21 protein-coding genes and 1 pseudogene are annotated in these 25,091 nt (G+C 70.9%); 13 read left to right on the forward strand and 9 right to left on the reverse strand.

Annotation, left to right across the window (positions count from 1 at the left end; all coding sequences use genetic code 11):
• The first annotated feature begins 37 nt into the window (after positions 1-37).
• On the forward strand, positions 38-505 hold the full coding sequence (locus RLT59_RS02080) for a type II toxin-antitoxin system PemK/MazF family toxin (RefSeq protein WP_311301756.1): 468 nt from the start codon (positions 38-40) through the stop codon (positions 503-505).
• A 111-nt stretch (positions 506-616) separates the two neighbouring features.
• On the opposite strand, the gene RLT59_RS02085 is transcribed toward RLT59_RS02080, so the two are convergent.
• Positions 617-1,459, reverse strand: coding sequence for a TIGR02452 family protein (locus RLT59_RS02085; RefSeq protein ID WP_311301757.1), 843 nt, complete (start codon positions 1,457-1,459; stop codon positions 617-619).
• 147 nt (positions 1,460-1,606) lie between these two features.
• Between RLT59_RS02085 and egtA the strand changes: the two genes are divergently transcribed.
• Genes egtA through egtD form a run of 4 tightly spaced genes read left to right on the forward strand, consistent with a single transcriptional unit; the run spans position 1,607 to position 6,036 of the window.
• The gene (egtA, locus tag RLT59_RS02090) at positions 1,607-2,923 is read left to right on the forward strand and encodes an ergothioneine biosynthesis glutamate--cysteine ligase EgtA (protein WP_311301758.1); all 1,317 of its coding nucleotides are present in this window, start codon (positions 1,607-1,609) and stop codon (positions 2,921-2,923) included.
• A complete protein-coding gene (gene egtB, locus RLT59_RS02095) occupies positions 2,920-4,281 on the forward strand; it encodes an ergothioneine biosynthesis protein EgtB (protein WP_311301759.1) in 1,362 nt (453 codons plus the stop codon). Before egtA ends, egtB begins: the two co-directional genes overlap by 4 nt.
• The gene (egtC, locus tag RLT59_RS02100) at positions 4,281-5,036 is read left to right on the forward strand and encodes an ergothioneine biosynthesis protein EgtC (protein WP_311301760.1); all 756 of its coding nucleotides are present in this window, start codon (positions 4,281-4,283) and stop codon (positions 5,034-5,036) included. The genes egtB and egtC overlap by 1 nt, the downstream gene beginning before the upstream one ends.
• Positions 5,037-5,073: 37 nt before the next feature.
• Positions 5,074-6,036 (forward strand): L-histidine N(alpha)-methyltransferase, encoded by a 963-nt coding sequence (gene egtD, locus RLT59_RS02105; RefSeq protein WP_311301761.1) that lies wholly within the window; start codon positions 5,074-5,076, stop codon positions 6,034-6,036.
• 139 nt (positions 6,037-6,175) lie between these two features.
• Here the strand turns inward: egtD and RLT59_RS02115 are convergent.
• Positions 6,176-6,781, reverse strand: a pseudogene (locus RLT59_RS02115) (GNAT family N-acetyltransferase); the annotation flags it as partial.
• A gap of 183 nt (positions 6,782-6,964) precedes the next feature.
• Positions 6,965-8,221: an extracellular solute-binding protein gene (locus RLT59_RS02120; RefSeq protein ID WP_311301762.1), complete on the reverse strand. Its 1,257-nt coding sequence runs from the start codon at positions 8,219-8,221 to the stop codon at positions 6,965-6,967.
• Positions 8,222-8,421: 200 nt separating this feature from the next.
• Here RLT59_RS02120 and RLT59_RS02125 point away from each other — a divergent pair, with 200 nt between their 5' ends.
• The 3 genes from RLT59_RS02125 (at position 8,422) to RLT59_RS02135 (ending at position 13,210) form a co-directional block, all read left to right on the forward strand.
• On the forward strand, positions 8,422-8,637 hold the full coding sequence (locus RLT59_RS02125) for a dodecin (protein ID WP_311301763.1): 216 nt from the start codon (positions 8,422-8,424) through the stop codon (positions 8,635-8,637).
• 126 nt (positions 8,638-8,763) lie between these two features.
• The gene (locus RLT59_RS02130; RefSeq protein WP_311301764.1) at positions 8,764-11,193 is read left to right on the forward strand and encodes an excinuclease ABC subunit UvrA; all 2,430 of its coding nucleotides are present in this window, start codon (positions 8,764-8,766) and stop codon (positions 11,191-11,193) included.
• A 247-nt stretch (positions 11,194-11,440) separates the two neighbouring features.
• On the forward strand, positions 11,441-13,210 hold the full coding sequence (locus RLT59_RS02135) for a glycosyl hydrolase family 18 protein (RefSeq protein WP_311301765.1): 1,770 nt from the start codon (positions 11,441-11,443) through the stop codon (positions 13,208-13,210).
• 72 nt (positions 13,211-13,282) lie between these two features.
• Here the strand turns inward: RLT59_RS02135 and RLT59_RS02140 are convergent, their stop codons facing one another.
• The 3 genes from RLT59_RS02140 to RLT59_RS02150 are packed head-to-tail and all read right to left on the reverse strand — an operon-like array spanning position 13,283 to position 16,684.
• Positions 13,283-14,029, reverse strand: coding sequence for a succinate dehydrogenase/fumarate reductase iron-sulfur subunit (locus RLT59_RS02140; RefSeq protein ID WP_311301766.1), 747 nt, complete (start codon positions 14,027-14,029; stop codon positions 13,283-13,285).
• On the reverse strand, positions 14,026-15,975 hold the full coding sequence (locus tag RLT59_RS02145) for a fumarate reductase/succinate dehydrogenase flavoprotein subunit (RefSeq protein WP_311301767.1): 1,950 nt from the start codon (positions 15,973-15,975) through the stop codon (positions 14,026-14,028). The genes RLT59_RS02140 and RLT59_RS02145 overlap by 4 nt, the downstream gene beginning before the upstream one ends.
• Position 15,976: 1 nt before the next feature.
• Positions 15,977-16,684 carry a succinate dehydrogenase gene (locus RLT59_RS02150; RefSeq protein WP_311301768.1) on the reverse strand — a complete coding sequence of 236 codons (708 nt, stop codon included), beginning with the start codon at positions 16,682-16,684 and terminating at the stop codon, positions 15,977-15,979.
• 95 nt (positions 16,685-16,779) lie between these two features.
• On the opposite strand from RLT59_RS02150, the gene RLT59_RS02155 reads away from it, so the two are divergent.
• The gene (locus tag RLT59_RS02155) at positions 16,780-17,688 is read left to right on the forward strand and encodes a LysR family transcriptional regulator (protein WP_311301769.1); all 909 of its coding nucleotides are present in this window, start codon (positions 16,780-16,782) and stop codon (positions 17,686-17,688) included.
• A 27-nt stretch (positions 17,689-17,715) separates the two neighbouring features.
• Here RLT59_RS02155 and RLT59_RS02160 read toward each other — a convergent pair whose 3' ends face one another.
• Complete coding sequence (locus RLT59_RS02160; RefSeq protein ID WP_311301770.1) at positions 17,716-19,890, reverse strand: putative bifunctional diguanylate cyclase/phosphodiesterase; 2,175 nt, start codon at positions 19,888-19,890, stop codon at positions 17,716-17,718.
• Positions 19,887-20,705, reverse strand: a complete 819-nt coding sequence (locus RLT59_RS02165; RefSeq protein WP_311301771.1) for an SAM-dependent methyltransferase — start codon at positions 20,703-20,705, stop codon at positions 19,887-19,889. Before RLT59_RS02165 ends, RLT59_RS02160 begins: the two co-directional genes overlap by 4 nt.
• A gap of 935 nt (positions 20,706-21,640) precedes the next feature.
• Here RLT59_RS02165 and RLT59_RS02170 point away from each other — a divergent pair.
• From RLT59_RS02170 to RLT59_RS02180, 3 genes are all read left to right on the forward strand, one after another.
• The gene (locus RLT59_RS02170) at positions 21,641-21,772 is read left to right on the forward strand and encodes a hypothetical protein (RefSeq protein ID WP_311301772.1); all 132 of its coding nucleotides are present in this window, start codon (positions 21,641-21,643) and stop codon (positions 21,770-21,772) included.
• A gap of 15 nt (positions 21,773-21,787) precedes the next feature.
• The gene (locus RLT59_RS02175) at positions 21,788-22,555 is read left to right on the forward strand and encodes a bestrophin-like domain (protein WP_311301773.1); all 768 of its coding nucleotides are present in this window, start codon (positions 21,788-21,790) and stop codon (positions 22,553-22,555) included.
• A 164-nt stretch (positions 22,556-22,719) separates the two neighbouring features.
• A complete protein-coding gene (locus tag RLT59_RS02180) occupies positions 22,720-23,274 on the forward strand; it encodes a hypothetical protein (protein ID WP_311301774.1) in 555 nt (184 codons plus the stop codon).
• Positions 23,275-23,366: 92 nt separating this feature from the next.
• Here the strand turns inward: RLT59_RS02180 and RLT59_RS02185 are convergent, their stop codons facing one another.
• Positions 23,367-24,017, reverse strand: coding sequence for a hypothetical protein (locus tag RLT59_RS02185; protein WP_311301775.1), 651 nt, complete (start codon positions 24,015-24,017; stop codon positions 23,367-23,369).
• A gap of 314 nt (positions 24,018-24,331) precedes the next feature.
• Here RLT59_RS02185 and RLT59_RS02190 point away from each other — a divergent pair, with 314 nt between their 5' ends.
• Entirely contained in the window at positions 24,332-24,991 is a 660-nt protein-coding gene (locus RLT59_RS02190) for a class F sortase (RefSeq protein WP_311301776.1), read from the forward strand.
• The last annotated feature ends 100 nt before the right edge of the window (positions 24,992-25,091 follow it).

Genomic DNA, 25,091 nt, shown 5'->3' on the forward strand with positions numbered 1-25,091 from the left:
TCCACGCGAGGGGCTGTGCGGGTTCTACGGTGTTGCGATGACCATCCAGCACCGCAGCGACATCAATGACGGCTCGACGGCCTCTCCCGGCCGCACCGGTCCCGGCGCCACCGCGGAGGCCGACCCGAACGGGGTGGGCCCGGTCCGTGCCACCTACGCCCCCGACCGGGACGGCGATCCCGACCCCGGCGAAATCGTCTGGACCTGGGTGCCGTTCGAGGAGAACGACGGGCGCGGCAAGGACCGCCCGGTTCTCGTCGTGGCACGTGAGGAGGCGGGCACCCTGCTCGCCGTACAGCTCTCCAGCAAGCAGCACGACCAGGACCGCGAGTGGGTGGCGCTGGGCGCCGGTCCCTGGGACAGCTCGGGGCGCCCGTCCTGGGTCGACCTGGACCGGGTGCTGCGGGTCCACGAGGACGGGATGCGGCGCGAGGCGTGTGCCCTGGACCGGGACAGGTTCAATCTGGTCGCCGAGCGGCTTCGGGAGCTCTACGGCTGGAGGTGACGGTGCGGCGGCCCGTCACTTCCACGGCGTCCCCGTGCGAGCGTGCCGGGCCGCGGACCCGAACGGCGGAGGCGGGCCGTGCCGGATGACGTCGAAGCCTATGGCTCAACGTCAGGGTGAGGGTTGACCCGTTTGACCGAATATGCGATCGAACGCGGCCCTGGTGGGCGATTCCCCGTCGCGGTCGAGGATGCCGAAGACGATCTGCTCGAAGTGGCCCGCGAACCGGCCGTCGTCGGCCAGCAGCGCGCGGAACACGCCCGCCACCTCCGCCGGATCGTTCTGGAACACACCACAGCCCCAGGCGCCCAGCACCAGCCTGCGGTATCCGCGCACCGTCGCGACCTCCAGCACCCGCTCGGCCCGTGCGGCGAGCGCGGCCCCGACGAGGTGCGCCGAGCCGGGATCCGTACGGCGGATCACCCCGGCCCTGGGCGCGGGCGAGGTGAGGAATCCCGCCGCGTACGGGGTGTCGAGGAGCCGGCCCCGGTCGTCGCGGAAGACCGGCACGCCCGGTGAGTGGATGACCCGGTCGGTGTAGAAGGGGCTGCGTTCGGCCCGGTGGTGCGCGTAGAACTCCGGGGCCCTGCGCAGCGTGGCGTAGAGCGCGGAGCCCCGGCACAGGGCTTCCTCCTGCGCCTGGGCCCCGTTGAGGTATCCGCCACCTGGGTTGCGGGCGGAGGCGTAGTTCAGGACGGCGACCTTGCCCGGCCGTTCGCCGGTCATCCGGGCGGCGGCCTCCAGGCTGCTCTCGCCGGTGACCTCGAAGACCGGTGTGCGGTCGTGGTCCAGCGACGCCACCGGCACCGGCTCGGGGCCGTACAGCCTGGTCCCCGACAGGGCGGCTGTCAGCGCCCGTTCGATGCTCACTTCCCGCCCTTGCGGCGTGCGGTAGAACCCTGCCTCGACGATGGACTCGGTCTCTCGCGCGATGCCGCGCAGCCGGGCGCTCACCGGCCCTCCCCCTTATGGTGCATACGGGGCATGATCGACGCCCCCGCAGTTTGGACGCAACCGAATTTCTGACGCACAAGGGCGCCCTTGTGCGAACTCCCGGCAGGGGTTTGGGTAGGACGGACGCACCGGCAAAGGAGGCCCGGCATGTCACCCGAAACGTCCGGCGGCCACGGTCCGCCCGGCCACGCCCCGCCCCTCGGCGAGGGCGAGGCGGAGGATCTGCTGCGCGGCATCTGCTTCAAGACGGGACCGCCGCGCATCGTGGGAGTCGAGCTGGAATGGCTCCTGCACGATCGCGACCGCCCGCACAGTCCCGTCCCCCACCACCGTCTCGAAGCGGCCGCAGCGGCCGTCCGGGCGCTGTCCCTGAACGCCGCGGTGACCTTCGAGCCCGGCGGACAGCTGGAGCTCAGCTCGCGCCCCGCGGATTCCCTGATGGCGTGTGTCAACGACACCGCCGACGACCTCGTCGCCGTACGTGCCGTGCTCGACCGGCTGGATCTCACCGCCGTCGGGCTCGGCGTCGATCCCTGGCATTCGCCGCGCAGGCTGCTGCGCGAACCCCGTTACGAAGCCATGGAGAAGGCGCTGGACCGGTGGGGCCCGGCGGGCCGCGCCATGATGTGCACGACCGCCTCCGTCCAGGTCTGCCTGGACGCGGGAGAGGAGGAACCCGGTCCGCTCGGTTACGGGCGGCGCTGGCAGCTGGCCCATCTGCTGGGTGCGGTACTGGTGGCGGTGTTCGCCAACTCGCCGTTCCGGCAGGGCAGGCCGACGCCGTGGCGCTCCGCGCGCCAGTCCCTGTGGGCCGATCTCGACCCGCTGCGCACGCTCGCCCCGGCCGGCGCGCTGCCGGCCCGGGACGCCTGGGCCTCGCACGTCCTGGACACGCCGGTCCTGTGCATCCGCGGTGAGGCGGGGCCGTGGCACGTGCCGGAGGGGCTCAGCCTCCGGGAGTGGATCCGGTCCGGGGCGCCCCGGCGCCCGGTCCGCTCCGATCTCGACTACCACATCACCACGCTGTTCCCGCCGGTCCGTCCGCGCGGGCACCTTGAGCTGCGCATGATCGACGCGCAGTCCGGTACCGACGGGTGGCTCGTGCCGCTCGCGGTCACCACTGCCCTGTTCGACGACCCGGAGGCCGCCGAGACCGTGTACCGCACCGTCAAACCGCTGGCCGAGACCGCGGGGCCGCTGGCCCCTCCCCGCAATCCGCTCTGGCTCGCCGCCGCCCGGGACGGGCTGGCCGATCCCGAACTGCGGACGGCGGCCACCGCCTGTTTCGAGCTGGCCATGGCGGCGCTGCCCAGGATGGGTGCGACGCGGGGGGTGCAGGACACCGTGGCGGACTTCCACGACCGGTACGTCGCCCGGGGTCGATGTCCCGCCGACGATCTCCGGGCCACGCTCTCGGCTGACCGGACGGACGGCCGGTACGACCCGAAGGGCACCCTCTCATGACCGACTCCCCCGCACCTGACACACAGCACGGACCTGGCACACAGGACGGACCTGACGCGCTGGACGCCGAGGTGCTCCGCGAGCGTGCCGTCGCCGCGCTCCTCACCGCGCGGGAGCGCACCACACTGCTCACCGACAGCGTGGACGACCATGAACTGACCGCCCAGCACTCACCGTTGATGTCTCCCCTGGTCTGGGACCTCGCGCACATCGGCAACCAGGAGGAGCTGTGGCTGCTGCGCGGAGTGGGCGGACGGGAGGCGATGCGCCCGGAGATCGACGGACTGTACGACGCCTTCGAGCACCCCCGGGTCACCCGGCCCTCCCTGCCGCTGCTGGCCCCAGCGGAGGCCAGGTCGTACGCCGCGGAGGTGCGCGGCCGGGCCCTCGACGTGCTCGGCGCGACGCCGCTCGGCGGGCGCCCCCTGCTGCGGTCCGCGTTCGCCTTCGGGATGATTGCGCAGCATGAACAGCAGCACGACGAAACCATGCTGATCACCCATCAGCTGCGCTCCGGCCCCGCCACGCTCAGCGCACCCGAGCCGCCCAGGGCCGCCGACGCGGCCACGCTTCCGGCCGAAGTGCTGTTCCCCGGCGGCCCGTTCACCATGGGCACCTCGACCGAACCATGGGCCCTGGACAACGAACGCCCCGCGCACGTCCGGGAGGTCGCCGCCTTCTTCCTCGACACCGCCCCGGTGACCTGCGGCGCGTACCGGGCGTTCATCGAGGACGGCGGCTACACCGAGCGGCGCTGGTGGGCGCCCGAGGGGTGGGCGATGGTCCGTGAACACGAGCTGACGGCGCCGTTGTTCTGGCACCGGGACGCCGGTCAGTGGCTGCGTCGGCGCTTCGGCGTGACCGAGCCGGTACCGGCGGACGAGCCCGTGCTGCACGTCAGCTGGTACGAGGCGGACGCGTACGCCCGCTGGGCCGGGCGCAGGCTGCCCACCGAGGCCGAATGGGAGAAGGCGGCCCGCCACGACCCGGCCGCCGACCGGTCCCGGCGCTATCCGTGGGGCGACGAGGACCCCACACCGGACCGCGCCAACCTGGGCCAGCGCCACCTGCGGCCCGCCCCCGCCGGGGCGTATCCGGCCGGCCGGTCACCGTCCGGAGCGGGGCAGCTGATCGGGGACGTTTGGGAGTGGACGTCGAGCGACTTCCTGCCCTACCCGGGCTTCGCGCCGTTCCCGTACCGCGAGTACTCGGAGGTGTTCTTCGGTCCGGGGCACAAGGTACTGCGCGGGGGTTCGTTCGCGGTGGACGCGGTGGCCTGCCGGGGCACGTTCCGCAACTGGGACCTTCCGGTCCGCCGGCAGATCTTCTCGGGGTTCCGCACCGCGAGGGATGCCTGATGTGCCGTCATATCGCTTACGTAGGGCCTCCGGTAGCGCTGGGCGAGGTGCTGACCCGGCCCGCGCACTCACTGGTGCGCCAGTCCTGGGAGCCGCGCAGGCAGCGGCACGGGACGGTCAACGCGGACGGCTTCGGCGTCGGCTGGTACGCGGACGGGGATCCGGTCCCCGGACGCTACCGCCGGCCCGGACCGGTCTGGGGCGACCGGACCTTCGCCGATCTGGCCAGGGTGGTGCGCAGCCATGCCGTGCTGGCCGCGGTCCGCGATGCCACGGAGTTCGATCCGGACGGCGAGGCCGCGGCAGCGCCGTTCGCCGCGGGCGAGGTGCTGTTCAGCCACAACGGCGCGGTGAAGGGCTGGCCCGGCTCCATGGCACCGCTCGCCGCGACGCTGCCACCGGCCGAACTGCTGCGGCTGACCGCCCGCTGCGATTCGGCACTGGTCTGGGCCCTGGTGCGGCACCGGCTCGCCGCGGGCGACGCGCTCCCGCAGGCCGTCGCGGACACCGTGGTCGAGGTCGCGGAGGCGGCTCCGGGCTCCCGGCTCAACCTGCTGCTCACCGATGGTTCCACCATCGTGGCGACGGCCTGGGGCGACACCCTGTGGCACTGGTCCGAGCCCGGCCGGCACGCGGTCGTGGCCTCGGAGCCCTACGACGACGATCCGCGCTGGCGCGAGGTCCCGGACCGCACTCTGCTGACCGCGACCCGCACCGATGTTCTGCTGACCCCGCTCAAGGGGCCCGCCGAGTGAGTCCCTTTCTGCTGACCCCGCTCAAGGAGCCCGCCGAGTGAGTCCCTTTCTGCTGACCCGCACCCTGCCGGTGGACGCGACGGACGCGGCGCTGCGCGCCGACGTGCTGCACGGTCTGACCCGGCAGCCGAAGACGCTGCCGCCCAAGTGGTTCTACGACGCCCGCGGCAGCGAGCTGTTCGAGGAGATCACCCGGCTGCCCGAGTACTACCCCACCCGGGCGGAGCGGGAGATCCTGATCGACCGGGCCGGCGCGATCGCCGCCGCGTCCGGCGCCCGGACCCTGGTGGAGCTGGGCTCCGGGTCCTCAGAGAAGACCCGGCACCTGCTCGACGCGCTGCCGGATCTGCACACCTATGTGCCGGTCGACGTGAGCGAGAGCGCGCTGCGCGGGGCGGCAGAGGCGCTGCTGGAGGAGCGGCCCGGCCTGTCCGTGCACGCGCTCATCGCCGACTTCACCGGCGCGCTGACCCTGCCGCAGACCCCGGGGCCTCGGCTGATCGTCTTCCTGGGCGGCACCATCGGCAATCTGCTGCCGGAGGAGCGTGCCGCGTTCCTCTCGTCCGTGCGCTCGCTGCTCTCCCCCGGTGACAGCCTGCTGCTCGGCACGGATCTGGTGAAGGACGAGGAGGTGCTCGTAGCGGCGTACGACGACGCCTCGGGGGTCACGGCGGCGTTCAACCGGAACGTCCTGTCGGTCGTCGACCGGGAGCTGGGGGCCGATTTCGAGCCCGCCGACTTCGAGCACGTGGCCCGGTGGAATCCGGAGCGTGAGTGGATCGAGATGCGGCTGCGGGCCCGCCGGGAGCTCACGGTGAAGATCCCGGAACTGAATCTGGTGGTGCCGTTCGAGGCCGGTGAGGAGCTGCGGACGGAGATCTCGGCGAAGTTCCGCGAGGAGGGGGTACGGGACGAGCTGGACCGGGCCGGGCTGCGGCTGGCTCAGTGGTGGACCGACGCCGCGGGCAGGTTCGCGCTGTCGCTGGCCACGGTGGACTGAGCCAGCCGGGCCAGTTCACGGCGGCCGGGCACCGCGCCCGCCGGGATCGGCGCCAGTACGCGGATCTCGGCGGTCAGCCCGGCCGCCCGCCGGGAAGGACCGCCGGGGCCTGCCAGAGGCGGTGCGGGGATACCCACTAGTCCTCGGGCGCCAGGTGCTTGTTCCGTACGGTCTCCCAAGCACGGGCCGCCGCTCCGCCGCCGTCGGAGAGGGATATCGAGCAGCAGCCGGCCAGCCAGTTGTGGCCGGTGCGCTCCATGTAGAGGGCCAGGCCGGCCCAGATCAGTGCGATGACGGCGCCGTCGCGGTGGGCCGGGTGGACGCAGGAGCGGCCGACCTCGACCAGGTCGTCGCGGATCGGGTCGAGCCTGGCGAGGTCGAACTCCCCCTCCGCGTAGAGGCGTCCGGCGATCCGGGCCCGCTCTGGCGGCAGCAGCCGGTAGGTGGCGACGATGTCGCCGGTGGCCGTCTCCCGGACCAGCAGGTGGTCGCAGTACGCGTCGAACGCGTCGCTGTCCAGGCCCGGTTCCGGGCCCTCCAGCCGGGCGCCGAACTCGGCGGCGAAGACCTGGTGGCGCAGGCGCTGGACGGCGCGCACCTCCTCCTGGTCCACGGCGAGGGAGACCCGGTAGCGCGGCGGGGCGGCGGGTCGCGCCGGCTGCCGCGCGGCAACGGGCGGTACGGCGCCGAGGGGGACGGCAGCAGGGGTGGCGGCAGCGGTGGAGGCGGTGGGCAGCGCGTGCATGACCGTCTCCGGGGACGGGTCGGCAGGGGCGGCTGCCGGAACGCCGCGGCAGGTGCGGCGGTCCGGCTCCTTACTTCTTCCGTGACCGGCTGGATTCGACGTGACCGCCATGGAGAGCCGGGATGTGCGACTGCTGAATCCCGTGGTGCGTGCCGGCCCACCGCTCACCGGCCGACCGCGCGGTCAGCTGCCCGCGAGAGCTCCCGTGATCTTCTCCGAGGCGGTCTTCGCCTCCGCCGCCGGGTCACCGCCCTGGAGCACGGCCGTCATGTACGGCTTGATCGGGTTGTCGGCCTCCACCGCCGCCCACTGCGGCGAGTTGGGGGTGGCGTGGCCCTCCGCGGCGCCCTCTGCCATCGCGGCGGTGCTCTCCTCGCCCTCGATCACATGGGCCAGGGTGGTCTTGTTGGGCACGTAGCTCATGGTCCTGGCCAGTTCCTCCTGCCACTTGGCGCCGGCCAGCGCCTTGACCACGTCGATGCCGGCGCTCCGCCGGTGCGCCTTCTCCGGAACGATCAGATCGGATCCGCCGGTGAATACCGAACCGGGAGACTTCGCTGTCTTGCCCGGGATCGGGAAGTACCCCAGTTTTCCCTTGAGTTCGGGATTCGTCTTCTCGATAAGCGTCGCCGTACTGGGCGTGGAAATGATCTGTGCGATATCCCCCTTGGCGAACACATTGCCCTGCGGGGGCTTTTCCTCGTCCGCGTCCTTGGGACCGGCGCCGAGCGCCTGGAGCTGCTGGTAGAACTTCATGCCCCGCAGGGCCGCGGCGGTGTTGAGCGTGCCCTTCCAGTCGCCGCTCTTCTCGCTCGCGAGTTCGCCGCCCTCGTCCCAGATGAACCCGGCGAGCACATACCAGTTCTGGCCCGGCAGGTACATGCCCTGATTGCCGTTCCGGTTCAGCTTCTCGCTGTCCGCGATCCACTGCGCACGCGTCTTCGGCGGTGACTTGATGCCCGCCTCCTCGAAGAGGTCCTTGTTGTAGATGACCACCCGGTTGGCCGCGTACCAGGGGATTCCGTACTGGACGCCGCTGATGCTGCCCGGTTCGGCGAGGCCGGGCAGCCAGTCCTCGCTGCCGAGGTCCCGCATCGACTCCAGAGTCAGGTCGCGCAGCCCGCCGCTCTCCGCGTACTGGGCGACCTGGGTGTTGCCGACCTCGATGACGTCCGGGGTGTCCTTGCCGCCCAGGGCGTCGATGACCTTCGGCCCGATACCGCTCCAGCTCTGGATTTTGAAGTCCAGTTCGACCGACGAGTGCGCCGCTTCGTACGACTTCTTGAAATTGGCCAGGAAGTCGGGACTCACGCTGTCCTTCATCAGCCAGATCGTGACCTTCTCGCTGCCGGAGCCGCCCGAACCGGGGATCACACCGCAGCCGCCCAGCGCGGCTACGGATATCAGGGCAACAGCTCCTACGAGCATGCGGTTCTTCACGGGGTCACCTTCTGCGAAACGGCACGACAAAGTCAGGACCCGGTGTGGGGGACTGCGGGCTGCGCTCGCACGGGCGTGGCTGGATTTTGGTATGGACCAATACTTTGGTCAAGGCCGGTCCCGGCCGCGCGAACGCACCGCAAACTCTCGCGAACAGCGCCAAGGTGGGGCACCTTGGTAGAGGCGAGAGGAGACATAAGATGTCAAACCATACGTATCGCGTCACAGAGATCGTAGGAACCTCCCATGAGGGCGTCGACGCGGCGGTCCGCAACGGGGTCGCGAGGGCTTCGGAAACGTTGCACAATCTCGATTGGTTCGAGATCACAGAGGTGCGCGGCCAGATCAAGGACGGCCGGATCGAGCACTATCAGGTAGGCATGAAAGTCGGCTTCCGGCTCGACGACAAGAACTGACGCGGAACGCGCCCGGCGGCGCCCGCGCACCCCGCGGCGCGGGCACCGCCCGCCGCCCGCGGCGGGCTGGAATCGGACTGTCTATCCTGGTCGGCCCGCCCCGAACCGTACGGAGTCCCCGCCCCCATGCCCACCCCCCACGACCCGTACGTCAGGGTCCGCGGCGCCCGCGAGCACAACCTCCAGGACGTCCGGGTCGACATCCCGCGCGACACCCTCACCGTCTTCACCGGTGTCTCCGGCTCCGGGAAGTCCTCGCTGGCCTTCGGGACGATCTACGCGGAGGCCCAGCGCCGCTATTTCGAGTCCGTCGCCCCGTACGCCCGGCGGCTGATCCACCAGGTCGGCGCACCAGCGGTGGGCGAGATCACCGGGCTGCCGCCCGCCGTGTCGCTGGAGCAGCGCCGCTCCGCGCCCGGCGCCAGGTCCTCCGTGGGGACGGTGACCACGCTGTCCAACTCGCTGCGGATGCTCTTCTCCCGGGCCGGGGCGTATCCGGAGGGTGCCGAGCGGCTGGACTCCGACGCGTTCTCACCGAACACCGCCGCGGGGGCCTGTCCGCGCTGCCACGGTCTCGGCCGGATGCACCGCACCACGGAGGAGCTGCTGGTCCCCGACCCCTCGCTGTCGATCAGGGACGGCGCGATCGCCGCCTGGCCCGGGGCCTGGCAGGGCAAGAACCTGCGCGATGTGCTGGACGCCCTGGGATACGACGTCGGCCGGCCGTGGCGTGAGCTCGACCCGGCAGACCGGGAGTGGATCCTGTTCACCGACGAGCAACCGGTGGTGACGGTCCATCCGGTGCGTGACGCGGGCCGGATCCAACGCCCCTACCAGGGTACGTACATGAGCGCGCGCCGCTATGTGATGCATACCTTCGCGGACACCAAGAGCCGGTCCCTGCGGACGAAGGCGGAGCGCTTCCTGACCAGTGAGCCGTGTCCGGTCTGCGACGGCAGCCGGCTGCGGCCGGAGGCCATGGCGGTCACCTTCGCCGGCCGGACGATCGCGGAGCTGGCGGGGCTCCCGCTCACCGGGCTCGCCGAGGCACTGACGGCGGCCGGCGGGGGCGACACCGCCTGGGTGCTGACGGCCGATCTGCTGGCCCGCATCGAGACGGTCACCGAGCTGGGGCTCGGCTATCTCAGCCTGGACCGCGCGGCCCCGACGCTCTCCTCCGGCGAGCTGCAACGGCTGCGGCTGGCAACCCAGTTGAGATCGGGGCTGTTCGGCGTCGTCTACGTACTGGACGAGCCGTCCGCCGGTCTGCACCCGGCGGACACCGAATCGCTGCTCGGGGTGCTCGGCCGGCTGAAGGAGGCCGGGAACAGCGTCTTCGTCGTGGAGCACCAGATGGATGTGGTGCGGCGGGCCGACTGGCTGGTCGACGTGGGGCCGCTGGCCGGCGAGCACGGCGGCCGGGTGCTGCACAGCGGCCCGCCGGCCGGTCTCGCCGATGTCGAGGAGTCGGCGACGCGTCGCTTCCTCTTCGACGACGCGCCGGCCCCGGTGCGCGAGGTGCGGGAGCCCACCGGGTGGCTGCGGCTGCACGGCGTGGACCGGCACAATGTGCGCGGCGTGGACGCCGCCTTCCCACTCGGGGTGTTCACCGCCGTCACCGGGGTCTCCGGCTCCGGCAAGTCGACGCTGGTGGGGCAGGTCCTGGCGGACGTGCTGGCCGACCGGCGGGCCCCGGCTCAGGCCGAGGCGGACCAGCCGAGCAAGCGGCCGGTACCCGGGTGCGCGTCGGCCGAGGGGCTGGAAGCGGTGGACCGCCTCGTCCAGGTCGACCAGAAGCCCATCGGCCGTACGCCGCGTTCCAACCTGGCGACGTACACCGGGCTGTTCGACGTCGTGCGCAAGCTGTTCGCCGGGACGGACACGGCGGTCGAGCGCGGTTACCGGGCCGGGCGGTTCTCCTTCAACGTGGCGGGCGGGCGGTGCGAGACCTGCCAGGGTGAGGGGTTCGTCTCCGTGGAGCTGCTCTTCCTGCCCAGTACGTACGCGCCCTGCCCGGACTGCCACGGCGCGCGGTACAACCCGCAGACCCTCGAAGTCACCCTGCGCGGGCTGAACATCGCCCAGGTGCTGGATCTCACGGTGGAGTCGGCGGCCGAATTCTTCGCCGGTACGCCCGGCGCCGAACGAAGTCTGCGGACCCTGCTCGACGTGGGGCTCGGCTATCTGCGGCTCGGGCAGCCGGCGACCGAGCTCTCCGGCGGCGAGGCCCAGCGGATCAAGCTGGCCGCCGAGCTCCAACGCGCCCGCCGGGGCCACACGCTGTACCTGCTGGACGAGCCGACGACGGGCTTGCATCCGGCCGATGTCGAGGTGCTGATGCGGCAGTTGCACGGGCTGGTCGACGCGGGCAGCACCGTGGTGGTCGTCGAGCACGACATGGCCGTGGTCGCGGGCGCCGACTGGGTGATCGACCTCGGGCCGGGCGGCGGCGACCGGGGCGGCCGGATCGTGGCGACGGGCCCGCCCTCGGCCGTGGCGCGGGCGGAGGGCAGCCGGACTGCGGCGTACCTCCGGGCCTCGCTCCACCTCGACTGACCGTTCTTTCCTCCTCACCTCCCCCAATTGTCCTGCCGGTTGCCGGTTCGGGCAGCCGAAGGGAAATAAAACAGTAAAGAACGTTGACAGTTACCTGGTCCAGACCAATTATGGGCATGCCTCACGGCCGCTCCACGCCGTGCGGCATGTGACCCCCGGCCGGGATTCACAGGAACGGACCACGCCCTCGACGGGCGTGGCAGAGCCGTGCGATCCGCCCGTTGTCTCACTCGCTGGGAGCTACCCCATGAGACGTCCAAGAACAGTCGCCGCCGTCCTGAGCGCGCTGGCCACGGCCGTCGCGTCCGCCGGCCTGGTCCTCGGATCAGGCGCCGGTGCGCAGGCCGCCGCCACCGCCGCCACTCCCCTGCCCGCGCATGTCTTCGCCCCGTACTTCGAGGCGTACAACGGAGACAGCCCGGCCGCCCTCTCGCAGGCGTCCGGTGCCAAGTATCTGACCATGGCCTTCGTCCAGGCCGAGGCCCGGGGTTCCTGCACCCCGTACTGGAACGGGGATTCGAGCACGCCGATCGCCCAGTCCGAGTACGGCGCCGACTTCACGACCATCCGGTCGCGCGGCGGTGACGTGATCCCGTCGTTCGGCGGGTACGCGGCCGACAACGGCGGTACCGAGATCGCCGACAGCTGCACGAACGTCGACTCCATCGCCGCGGCGTACGAGAAGGTCATCACGACCTACGACGTGTCCCGCCTGGACATGGACATCGAGGACAACTCGCTGGAGAACAGCGCCGGGATCGACCGCCGCAACAAGGCGATCAAGAAGGTGCAGGACTGGGCCGCCGCCAACGGCCGCTCGGTGCAGATCTCGTACACCCTGCCCACCACGACCAGCGGACTCGCCTCCAGCGGGCTCGCGGTGCTCAAGAACGCGGTGACCAACGGCGCGCAGGTCGATGTCGTGAACCTCATGACGTTCGACTACTACGACGGTGCCTCGCACAACATGGCGCAGGACACCCAGACGGCGATCACCGGACTGAAGGGCCAGCTGGCCAAGCTCTACCCGTCGAAGACCGAGGCCCAGCTGTGGGGCATGACCGGGATCATCGAGATGCCGGGCATCGACGACTACGGCCCCGCCGAGACGTTCACCACGGCGGATGCCACCTCGGTGTACAACTGGGCCGTCTCCAAGGGCGTCAGCACCCTGTCGTTCTGGGCGCTGCAGCGTGACAACGGCGGCTGCCCCGGCACCGGGGGCAGCGACACCTGCTCCGGGATCGCCCAGGACACCTGGTACTTCAGCCACACGTTCGCGCCCTTCACCACGGGCGGCGGCACCGGTCCGGTGACGGACGACTACTCGGTGGCCGTCGCCCCCGGTTCGGCGACGGTCGCGCCCGGCGGTTCGACCACGGCGACCGTGAGCACCGCGGTCACCTCCGGCAGCGCGAAGACGGTGGCGCTGACGACGAGCGGGGCGCCGACCGGTGTCACGGCCACGCTCAGCCCGACGTCGGTCACCGCGGGCGGTACCTCGGCGCTGAAGCTCACCGCCTCGGCCTCGGCGGCGCCCGGCACGTACAAGGTCACTGTGACCGGTGCGGCGGGCACGCTGAGCCACGCGGCGGTCTTCACGCTGACGGTCTCCGGCCCCGGGGGCGGTACCGGATCGCTGGTGAACGGCGACTTCGAGACGGGTTCGCTCGGCCCCTGGACCTGTGAGTCCGGTGGCGCGGTCGTCTCCACCCCGGTGCACGGCGGCTCGCACGCGCTCGCCGCGGCGGCCACCGCCTCGCAGACCGGCGAGTGCACGCAGACGCTGACGCTGTCCCCCAACACCAAGTACACGCTGAGCGGTTGGGTGCAGGGCAGCTACGGCTACCTCGGCGTCAAGGGCGGGGCCACGGCCAGCACCTGGGGCTCTTCCAGTGGGTACGCCAAGCAGTCGGTGGCCTTCACCACCGGGGCCAGCGGTGCGGTGACGGTGTATCTGCACGGCTGGTACGGGCAGGGCACGGTCTACGGCGACGACCTCTCCGTGACGTCCTGACCGACGGGACGACGAAGTGACGGAGCCCCGGCTCCGGAGGCCGCCCGCCTCCGGAGCCGGGGCTCCGGCGCGTCAGCGGTGGACCTTGCGGGTCGCCCGCAGCCACTCCTTGTTCATCGCGGAGATCGACGGCAGCGGGATGCCCTTCGGGCAGGCCGTGGCGCACTCCCCCGTGAGGGTGCAGCCGCCGAAGCCCTCGGCGTCCATCTGCCCCACCATGTCCAGCACCCGGGTCTCACGCTCCGGGGCGCCCTGCGGCAGCACGTTCAGGTGGTTGACCTTCGCCGAGGTGAAGAGCATCGCGGAGCCGTTGGGACAGGCCGCCACGCAGGCACCGCAGCCGATGCACTCGGCGTGCTCGAAGGCGAAGTCGGCGTCCGGCTTGGGCACCGGGGTGGCGTGCGCGTCCGGTGCCGTACCGGTCGGGGCGGAGATGTAGCCGCCGGCCTGGATGATCCGGTCGAAGGCCGAGCGGTCCACGACCAGGTCCTTGACGACCGGGAAGGCCGAGGCGCGCCAGGGCTCGATGTCGATGGTGTCGCCGTCCTCGAAGGACCGCATGTGGAGCTGGCAGGTGGTGGTGCGCTCCGGGCCGTGGGCGTCCCCGTTGATGACCAGGCTGCACGCGCCGCAGATGCCTTCGCGGCAGTCGTGGTCGAACGCGACGGGGTCGTCCCCTTCGAGGATGAGTTCCTCGTTGAGGGTGTCGAGCATCTCCAGGAAGGACATGTCCTGGGAGATGCCGTCCACTTGGTAGGTGGACATGGCGCCGGGGGCGTCGGCGTTCTTCTGGCGCCAGACGCGCAAGGTGAGCTTCATGCGTAGCTCCGCTGAGTGGGGTGGACGTACTCGAAGACCAGGTCTTCCTTGTGCAGGACGGGAGCGTCGCCGGTCTCTGTGAACTCCCAGGCCGCGGCGTAGGAGAACTCCTCGTCGCGCCGGGCGGCCTCGCCGTCCGGGGTCTGCGACTCCTCACGAAAGTGCCCGCCGCAGGACTCGGCGCGGTGCAGTGCGTCGAGGCACATCAGCTCGGCGAGCTCCAGGTAGTCGACGATGCGGTTGGCCTTCTCCAGCGACTGGTTGAACTCCTCGCCGGTACCGGGGACCTTGATGCGCCGCCAGAACTCCTCGCGGATCAGCGGCAGCTTGCCGAGCGCCTTGCGCAGCCCCTCCTCGGTGCGGGCCATTCCGCAGTACTCCCACATGAGTTCACCGATCTCCCGGTGGAAGGAGTCGGGGGTGCGGTCGCCGTCGACGGCCAGCAGCAGGTTGATCCGGTCCTCGGTCTCGGCCACCGCCTCCTCCACCTCTGGGTGCGAGGCGTCGACCTTCTCGTGGTGCGGGTTGCGGGCCAGGTAGTCGTTGATCGTCGACGGGAGGACGAAGTAGCCGTCCGCGAGGCCCTGCATCAGCGCGGAGGCGCCGAGCCGGTTGGCCCCGTGGTCGGAGAAGTTCGCCTCACCGATCGCGAACAGGCCGGGGATCGTGGTCTGGAGGTCGTAGTCGACCCAGAGCCCGCCCATCGTGTAGTGCACGGCCGGGTAGATGCGCATCGGTGTCTCGTACGGGTTCTCCGCGGTGATCCGCGCGTACATGTCGAAGAGGTTGCCGTACTTCTCCTCGACCTTCGCCCGGCCCATCCGCGCGATGGCCTCCGCGAAGTCCAGGTAGACGCCCTGCCCGCCGGGGCCGACGCCGCGGCCCTCGTCGCAGACGTTCTTCGCCGCGCGGGAGGCGATGTCGCGGGGCACCAGGTTCCCGAAGGCGGGGTAGACGCGCTCCAGGTAGTAGTCGCGCTCCTCCTCGGGGATCTCGTTCGCGGGGCGGGTGTCGCCCTTGGCCTTCGGGACCCAGATCCGGCCGTCGTTGCGCAGCGACTCGCTCATCAGCGTCAGCTTGGACTGGTGGTCGCCGGTGCGCGGGATGCAGGTGGGGTGGATCTGGGTGAAGCACGGATTGGCGAAGTACGCGCCGCGCCGGTGGGCGCGCCAGATGGCGGTGGCGTTGGAGTTCATGGCGTTGGTCGACAGGTAGAAGACGTTGCCGTATCCGCCGCTGGCCAGCACGACCGCGTCGGCGAAGTACGTCTCGATCTTCCCGGTGACCAGGTCGCGGGCGACGATGCCGCGGGCCTTGCCGTCGACGACGATCAGGTCGAGCATCTCGGTGCGGGGGTGCAGTTCGACGTTGCCCGCGGCGATCTGCCGGGACAGCGCCTGGTAGGCGCCGAGGAGCAGCTGCTGCCCCGTCTGGCCCCGGGCGTAGAAGGTGCGGGAGACCTGGACGCCGCCGAAGGAGCGGTTGTCCAGGAGTCCGCCGTACTCGCGGGCGAAGGGGACGCCCTGGGCCACGCACTGGTCGATGATCTCGACGGAGATCTGGGCGAGCCGGTGCACGTTGGACTCGCGGGCGCGGAAGTCGCCGCCCTTGACCGTGTCGTAGAAGAGCCGGTGGACCGAGTCGCCGTCGTTGCGGTAGTTCTTCGCGGCGTTGATGCCGCCCTGGGCGGCCACCGAGTGAGCCCGGCGGGGCGAGTCCTGGAAGCAGAACTGGACGACGTGGTAGCCCTGTTCGGCCAGTGTGGCGCCGGCGGAGCCGCCGGCCAGTCCGGTGCCGATGACGATGACGGTGTGCTTGCGGCGGTTGGCCGGGTTGACCAGCTTCGCCTCGAAGCGGCGGGTGTCCCAGCGTTCCGCGACGGGCCCGCCGGGGGCGCGGGTGTCGGCGAGGGGCTCGCCGGTCGCGTAGTCCGTGTAGTCGTTCATGTCAGCTCACCACTCCGGTCATGACGGCGACGGGTACCGAGACGAAGCCTGCCGTCAGCACCAGCGCGAGCGCGTTGGCGAGGGTCTTCAGGACGCGGTCGCGGGTCGCGCGGCCGGCGCCGAGGGTCTGTGCCGCGCTCCAGAACCCGTGCTGGACGTGCAGGCCCATGGCGAGCATGGCGACGATGTAGATGACGTTGCCGTACCAGGTGGAGAAGGTGTCGATGACGTTCTGGTACGGGTGTCCGGACTGGAATCCGCCCGAGTGCACGGTGCCGGTCGTCAGGTCCAGGATGTGCCAGACGATGAACAGCGCGAGGATGACGCCGCCGTAGCGCATGGTGTTGGTGGCATAGCTGGCGCGCGGCTTCCGGTGCACGTACTTGCTGGGCCGCGCCCTCAGGTCGCGGCGGCTGAGCTGGTACGCGGAGACGGCGTGCAGCACCACGGCGGCGACGAGCACCAGCCGGACGATCCACAGCGCCCACTCGTGGTGCAGGAACGGCTCGCCCATCACACGCAGCCAGTGCGCGTAGCCGTTGAACTCGCCCGGTCCGAAGAAGATCTTCAGGTTGCCGACCATGTGGACGACCAAGTAGAGGAGCATGATCAGGCCGCTCACGGCCATGATCGTCTTCTTGCCGACGGAGGAGTCCCAGAGCGAACGCGTCATGGACGGCCGTCGGTCCGCCCGTGTTGCCAATGCCATGGACACGACGCTAGAGCCGAAGGGACCGATCAGTCCAAGACATGGCGCGGCTCATGTCCATAGCCGCTGCCTATCGGGCGGGCTACGGTGAGTGCATGCAGTTCCAGCAGCTGATGTATTTCGTGGCCGTGGCCGAGGCCCGCCACTTCACCCGCGCCGCAGAGGACGTACATGTGTCGCAGCCCTCGCTCTCGCAACAGATCAGGGCGCTGGAGAGCGAGCTGGGGGCCGAGCTGTTCAGCCGCGCCCGGGGGAACATCGCGCTGACCGACGCGGGCGAGGCGCTGCTGCCGCTGGCCCGGCGCATCCTGGCCGACGCGGACACCGCCAGGCACGAGGTCCAGGAGCTGGCCCAGCTGCGCCGGGGCCGGGTCCGGCTCGGCGCGACGCCCAGCGTCTGCACGGGGCTGCTGCCCGACGTGCTGCGCGCCTTCCACGATCTGCACCCGGGCATCCAGCTGCTGCTGGAGGAGGGCGGCTCGCACGACTTGGTACGGGAGCTGGCGCGCGGCGCCCTCGATCTCGCTCTCGTGGTGCTTCCGCTCCCCGCGGCCTCACCGGCCCTGACCACGGTGGAGCTGCTCCAGGAGGATCTGGTGGTGGTCTCGTCGGCGGCGGGACCCCGACCCGGCCGGGGCGGGCGCGTCCGGATCGCGGATCTGCAGAGCGAGCCGCTGGTGATGTTCCGGCACGGCTACGACCTGCGGGAGCTGACCGTGGCCGCCTGCCGCGCCGAGGGCTTCGAGCCGTCGTTCACCGTGGAGGGCGGCGAGATGGACGCGGTGCTCGGTGTCGTACGGGCCGGTCTCGGCATCGCGGTGGTCCCGAGCATGGTGGCCACCCGGGCGGGCCACGACCTGCGGACGACGCCACTGGCGAAACCGGGGCTCCGCCGCACGATCGCGCTCGCGCACCGCAGTGACGTGGCTCCGCCGCGGGCGGCGCGCGAGTTCCAGCGGTTGCTGCTGGCGAGCCGAGCGGACGCCTCGCCTCCGGGCGCCTGACGCGCCCGGAGCCGGAGCGTCCGCCGCTCACACCGCGTCGGCCAGCAGCAGCGAGTGGATCCGGTCCGGGGCGCCCGGCCGCGCGTAGTACCAGCCCTGGGCCGTGTCGCAGCCCAGCTCCCGCAGCTGCTCCGCCTGGGCCCCCGTCTCCACGCCCTCCACCGTCACCGCCAGGTCCAGGCTGTGCGCGAGCGACACGATGCCCTCGACGATCTTCAGGTCCACCGGATCGGCCGGGTGGTGCTGCATCCCCTGGGTGAAGGAGCGGTCCAGCTTCAGCACGCTCACCGGTAGCCGCCGCAGGTTCGCCAGGTTCGAGTAACCCGTGCCGAAGTCGTCGAGCGCTATGCCGACGCCCATCTCGGACAGTTGGCGCAGCGGCTTCAGCAGATCGTCGTCGGCGCCGATGAGCGCCGACTCGGTGACCTCCAGGCACAGCGCGGCGGGCTCCAGCCCGGAGCGCTCCAGGACATCGACGGTCTCGGCTACCAGACGCGGATGGTGCAGCTGCGCGGGCGAGAGGTTGACGTTGATCCGCAGCGGGCCCCCGTCGGTGTGCCGCTCCTGCCAGAAGTTGGCCTGCCGTACCGACTCCTCCAGCACCCAGCGGCCGAGCGGCACGATCAGCCCGGTGTGCTCGGCGAGCGCGATGAAGCGGTCGGGCCCCAGCACCCCGTGCTGCGGGTGGCACCAGCGCACCAGCGCCTCCGCCCCGTGCACAGAGCCGTCCCCGAGGTGCACCAGCGGCTGGTACTCGATGAAGAACTCGCCGCGCTCCAGCGCGGCCGGCAGCGCCGTGGTCAGCCCGTGCCGGGTGATGGCGCGGGCGTCCGCCTCCGCGTCGGCCAGCTCGAAGCGGTTGCCGCCCGCGGACTTGGCCCGGTACATCGTGATGTCGGCGCTGCGCAGCACCTCGGCGGCGCTGCGCTCACCGGCCGGCCCCTCGACGACCCCGATGGACCCCCGGACGGTGAGCTCACGCCCGTCCAGCCGGATCGGTGTGGCGAGCACCCCGAGGATGCGGCAGGCCAGTTCGTCGACCTCCGAGGCCGTGTCGGGACCGGTCGTCAGCGCCACGAACTCGTCGCCGCCGAGCCGTGCCACCATCTCGCCCGGCGCGGTCGCGCAGCTCTGCAGCCGGTCCGCGACCTCCACGAGCAGCCGGTCGCCCGAGGCGTGACCCAGGCTGTCGTTGATCGCCTTGAAGCCGTCCAGGTCCAGATAGCAGAGCCCGAAACGGCTGCCGTCACCGGCCGAGAGCGCTTTCTCGAGGCGCTCGAAAAAGAGCGTCCGGTTCGGCAGGCCGGTGAGCGCGTCGTGCGTGGCCTCGTAACGGAGGCGCAGATTCAGCAGCCTGCGCTCCGTGGTGTCCTCCATCAACGCCAGCTGGTATTCCGGGTTGCCCTCCGCGTCACGCAGCAGGGACACCGTCAGATTGGTCCACAGGACCGTGCCGTCGTTGCGGTAGAACGCCTTCTCGACCCGGTAGTGGTCGCGCTCGCCGCTCACCAGCTCGTTGTAGTACTTCCAGACCTTCGGGGAGTCCTCCGGGTGGACCCACTCGTTGACGCGGTGGCTGCGCACGTGATGGTCGAGCCCGCCGAACATCCGGGTGAGGGTGTCGTTGACCTCCAGCACGTTGCCTTCGAGGTCGGCGATCCCGATGCCGATGGCGGCGTCCTTGAAGACGGCCCGGAACCGCGCCTCGGTCGCGTGCAGCGCCTGTTCGGCGTGGGAGCGCGCGGCGAGCGCCGAGCGGGCGATGGCCTCCTGCTCGGCGAGGGTCCGCTCGCGCAGCGCCTGGCTGAAGCCGCCCGCGACGGCGTGCTGGATCCTGGCGCAGCGGGACCGGCTGTCTTCGGTCGCCAGTGCCACCGGGCCGTTGTTCCCGCAGTACAGGACGAGGTAGGAGTCGACGACGCCGAGCGTGGAGCTGAGCGCGTCCGGGTCCGTGCAGTGCGCGGCGACGAGCGCGCCGCCCACCCCGGCCGCCGATACGGCGTCGAAGGGGCGGGCGTGCAGGGTGTCGCTGAGCATGCGGGCCAGCGGGAGCAGATGGTGCTCGAACTCCGGGCGGGTCAGGGAGGTGGCCGTCGACGGGAATATGGCCCGGCTCCAGATCGTGGCGAATCGCCGGAGCCGATCCTCGGGGCCGTCGGGCTCCGCGTCCGGTGCGCCGGACGACTGGGCGGGAATGCTCACGCCTTGCGTCCCACTCCCGCGAAGCCCGAGAAGGCGTACGGGTCTTCACCGCCCTGCGCCACCGGGGTGTCGGGGCGCCAGTTCGGCATCGGCACCAGGCCGGGGTCGACCATCTCGTACCCGTCGAAGAACCGGCCGATCTCGTCGGACGGGCGCATGACCAGCGGGTTGCGGATGTTTTTGTACACCCCGACCGCGCCGCCGGCCTCCTCCCGCGTCAGCGGGATGCCCTCGTACGAGGCGTGGGTGACGACGAGGAGGCTGCCGGGGGCCAGGAGGTCCCGCAGTTCCGCGACCGCCTTGTGCGGCTCGTCGGAGTCCTCGATGAAGTGGAGTACGGCGACGAGCAGCAGCGCCACCGGCCGGTCGAAGTCGAGGAGTCCGGAGATCTCCGGGTTGTCCCGGATCTCCTGCGGGCGGCGCAGATCGGCGGTGGCGATCACCGCTGCGGAATTGCCCTCAAGTACGGCCTGGCTGTGTGCGACCGCGACCGGATCGTGGTCGACGTACGCCACCCGGGCCTCGGGGGCGATGCCCTGGGCGACCTCGTGGACATTACCGAAGGTCGGTATCCCGGAACCGATGTCCAGGAACTGGGAGATCCCCTCATCGAGGGCGTAGCGCACTGCCCGGCGCATAAAGGCACGGTTCGCCTGCATGATCTTGGGAAGTCCCGGCATGAACTCCATGGCCTTGCGGGCCGCTTCCCGGTCCACCTCGAAATTGTGCGAGCCGCCCAGATAGAAGTCATACATTCGGGACACGCTCGGCACCGAAATGTCAATGCCTTGCGGTGCCCAGGCGGGACGCTCCATCGATCTCTCCAACAAGTCGCCACGGCGATCCGGCCATGTTCATGGTCAGTGTTGACCAGAGGCTACTGATCGCCCGCCAGGAGAGCGAGCGGAAACGGAAATTAGCGGTCCGTTATTGGTCACACACGTGGCAACTGCAACCGTCTCGTCGCTGCGTGTGACATTCGGCCGACGGAACCCCTGAAAAAGGTTCGCAATAGAACTACTTTGACGTATCGGCCGACTCGGCATTGCGGGACACCACGCACCATCTTCCCCCGGCTCCGGGGCTGTTGACACCGGCCGGCCCACCGCCGCCGAAGCGGGCGCGCGGCCGCCGCACGCGAACCGGATCAGCCGATGTGCATGTCAACTCTCCTGCCGACGCTGGCAGTTGCGATGCGGAATCGTGTGACGCATGACCATGAGCGGGTCCGCATGGGCCCTCTTTGTTCGATGCGTCCGCAGAATTTTCCCCGGCCTCAAACACCCAGTGCCTCAGGTCCCCACCATCAGGGGAATCCGACGGCGGTGCGGCGTGCCGACGTGCGGCCCGGAACATGCTCCCGGTCGTGTACGGATCACTCATCGGCCGGCTCTCGGCGGCCGTCGCACTCATCTGGCTGCTGACCGCCCCGGTGCCCGCGGTGGCGAGCAACTGCGGGTACGCCTCGATCGGCGACGACGGGGGCAGTTCGGCGGTCGCCAGCAGCGGTGACGGCAGTTGTCACGCGGGCCCGAAGCCCAAGCCCACGCCACCGCCCTCGCCCCGGCCCCCGCCGCCTCCACCGCCCCCTCCCCCTCCACCACCGCCCCCACCAGCACCAGTGGCGCCCGCGCCGCCCGCGCCGGAGCCGGCACCACCGCCTCCTCCGCCTCCTCCGCCACCGCCGCCGCCTCCGTCGCCGGTCCCCTCACCCTCACCCTCGCCGTCCGCGCGCCCCACGCCCCGGCCGGTGGCCCTGCCCGCCTACCGCAGGCCGGTCCGGAAGGCCCCGGAGCGCCATACCTCCCTGGTCACGCTCACCTTGATGATCACGGCCCCCGCGGTGTTCGCCGTCGCCGTGCTGCGGCCCCGTTCCCGATGACCTTCGGAGACCCACATGTCGGAATGGCTTGTTCTCACCTTCGCCATGGTCGCGGCCACCGCCGTGGTGCTGACCATCGCCGTACTCAACAACCGCCGGCTTCCCGAGGACGACGACCCGTCCGAAACCCCTGACGTCATCGAGTACATGACGATGATGATCGGCGTGGTCTACGCGATCGTGCTGGGCCTCGCCATCGCGGGCGTCTGGGAGGGCCGCGGAGCCGCCCAGGAGTACGTCCGCCAGGAGGCACAGGCGCTCCACGAGGTCGACGCACGCTCATCCGTCTACCCGGTCGAGGTACGCACCCGGATCCGCGCGGACGTCGACGCCTACGTCAGCTTCGTCGTGCACGACGAGTGGCAGACCATGATCGACCACGGCAGGCTCGACGACCGCGGCTCGCAGCTCCTTGACCGGGTGCGCGCCGATGTCACCGACTACAAGCCGAAGACGGACCACGAGGGACAGGCCTACCAGCCGCTCGTCGACCAGATCGCCGCGGCCGACGACGCCCGCAGTGCACGCGGGCAGAGCGCGGGGGCCACCATGCCGGGGGTCGTCTGGTTCGGGCTGATCATCGGGGCGCTGGTGACCGTGGGGCTGATCTTCGCCCTGCAGATCCGGCGCACATTCCGGGAACTCCTGCTGGCCGGCCTCTTCAGTGTCCTGATCGCCTTTCTGCTCTTCCTGATCTGGGACTTCGACTCGCCCTTCGGCCGGGGGCTCTCGGCCACCGCCGCACCGTTCCTCGATCTGTTCCCCCGGGCCTCAGGGGGTTAGGGGGTTGGGGTCGTGCGCCGCTCGGGGGACAGCGGCGCCCCATTGGACGACTCCGATCGCGGGCGAAATGCGCCACTTCTAGCGTTGGCGGCATCGAGGCGCATTTCTGATGCTTTGCGGGAATCCGTTCCGCAACTGCTCCTCGGGGACCCGGAGGAACCACCATGCGCGCAATACGTGTCGCTCCCCTCGCGCTGCTCGGCGCGGCGGCACTCGCCCTGACCGCCCCCGCCGTGACCGCGTATGCCGCGACCGAGGGCGGACCGCCCGGCGGCGGGAGCGGATACACCGTCACGCCCTCGGTGATCGCGCCGGGCGGTCAGGTGACCCTGGCCGCCAATGGGTGCTCGACGACGGCCACGACGTCCTCCGGGGTGTTCGACACCGTCACCATCCCCAGGGGCGGCGCCGCCAGGGCAACGGTCGACTGGGATGCCAAACCGGCCGCCGCGTACGAGGTGACGTTCACCTGCAACACATCGCCGAGCTCCACGGCGAAGATGAACCTCACGATCAGCGCGGCCACGAGCACGCCCACCACCAGCTCCACGAGCACCACGAGTTCGACGGCCTCGCCCGCCGGCGTTCAGGGTGGTCTCGGCGGCAGCATCGACAGCCCGGACATGGCGATGGTCGTGGGCGGCACCGCGCTGGCCGTGGCCGCCGCGACCAGCACCGTCTTCGTGGCGCGGCGGCGCAGGGAGAACCGCTCGCACTGACCGGCACCGCCGGCGGGAACGGAAGTCGCCCCGGGTCCTTTCACAGGACTCGGGGCGACGTGGTTATCGGTCCGGCTGGTATGTCCGCGCGGTCAGACCGCCCCATGACCGTTCCTCCGGCGGCGCATGATGTACATGCCTCCGCCGAGGGCCGCGGAGGCGACCAGGCCCGCGCCCACACCCATGTCCGCCGGGCTCGCGGCCATCGAGCCGCCGAGGCCGCCCTGTGCGCCACGGCTGTTGAGCACGGTGAACCGGTGCCCGGCCGTCCGGTCGGTGCCGTCGCAGCGCACCGTCAGGTTGTAGGAGCCGGGCGTGGCGTCGTTGAGGATCCGGACCCTGGCGTGACCGACCCGGCCCGCCGAGAGCCGCGTGGTCCGGAAGGCGTTGGACGAGACGCTGCCGCCCCGGCCGCAGCCCTCCGCGCTGACCTGCATGGCCGCGCCCTGGTGCACGCGCTCGGGATCGACGGTCACGTTGTTCGGACCGTTGTTGCGGCCGTTCCCGTTCCCGTTGTTGTTCCCGTTGCCATTGCCGTTGTTGTTGCCGTTGTTGTTGTTGTTCCCGTTCCCGTTTCCGTTGTCATTGCCGTTGTCCCAGTTGCCCGGGTCGTTCCAGTCGTTCTGGCTGTTCCCGTTGTTCTGGCCGTTCCCGACATCTCCACCGGCCGCTGCCATCGGGGCGCCGATCCCGAGGGCGGCGACGGCGGTCGCGGCGACAACGAGAGCGCGTGTAGAACGCATCGTTCGAACCTCCAGCGGGAAGCGCCCCCGGAGCTCGGTGCGCCGGGATGGATCGACGAGAACGCCTCCCATGACGAACCCTCACCAGATCCTTGATCCACCGCATTTCGGCGCTGCTCCACCCCGGTGATCCGACACACCGTGCGCACACCGGTGAAACTGATGGATTCGCAGGTCACAGAGCGTCAGAACTTTTATCCGCGCACTACTCCTATGCGCAGCCGCCCGCCCGGCCGCCACCCGTTCGCCCCTCCCTGATCGCCGCCCGGCCGCCCCGCGCCTAGCGTTCCCCTCGTCGCGACGAAGGGAGAACCATGGGCCGGGACAACTGGCACCCCGAACGGATCAGACACTCGCCCTGGGGCGCGCTCGCCTTGGTGATGCTCACCGGTCTCGCGCTGATGCGGAACGGCGCGGACCTCTCGCCGGGACCACCGCAGCCGGTCGCCGCCACGTCCGTCGGCCACCAGAAGGCGGTGCCCGCGGCGTCCACGTCGGGGCCGGTGGTCAAGCCGCTGGCGTACGCCCCCGTCGACCGCGTCGCCATCCCGTCGATCCAGGTCGACGCGCCGGTCATCGACGTGAACCTGGACCCGGACGGCTGGATCGAGACGCCGCCCCCGCAGGACCCCAACCTCGCGGGCTGGTACCAGAACGGCATCGCGCCGGGACAGCTGGGCACCTCGGTCGTCGTCGGCCACGTGGACAACGAGGCGGGTCCGGCCGTCTTCTACAGCCTGGGTTCGCTGAAGAAAGGCAACCGCGTCGAGGTCACCCGCAGCGACGACCGGGTCGCCGTGTTCGAGGTCTACGGGGTCGAGGTGTTCGCGAAGAACGACTTCCCCGGCGCCCGGGTGTACGGCGACACCGGCAAGGCGGAACTGCGGGTCATCACCTGCGGCGGCGGATTCACCAAGGCCAACGGCTACGACGGCAACGTCGTGGTCTTCGCCCGGCTGATCGCGACGCGCTGACGGCCGCGGCCCCCGGGGGGGCGGTCCCGTCCCCGTTATGTTTTTCGCGGTCCTGCAATGGGGCCGCTGGCCTCCGGGCCCGGCATGACTGTGTCCCCCT

This window comes from Streptomyces sp. ITFR-6, assembly GCF_031844725.1.
Lineage (GTDB): Bacteria > Actinomycetota > Actinomycetes > Streptomycetales > Streptomycetaceae > Streptomyces.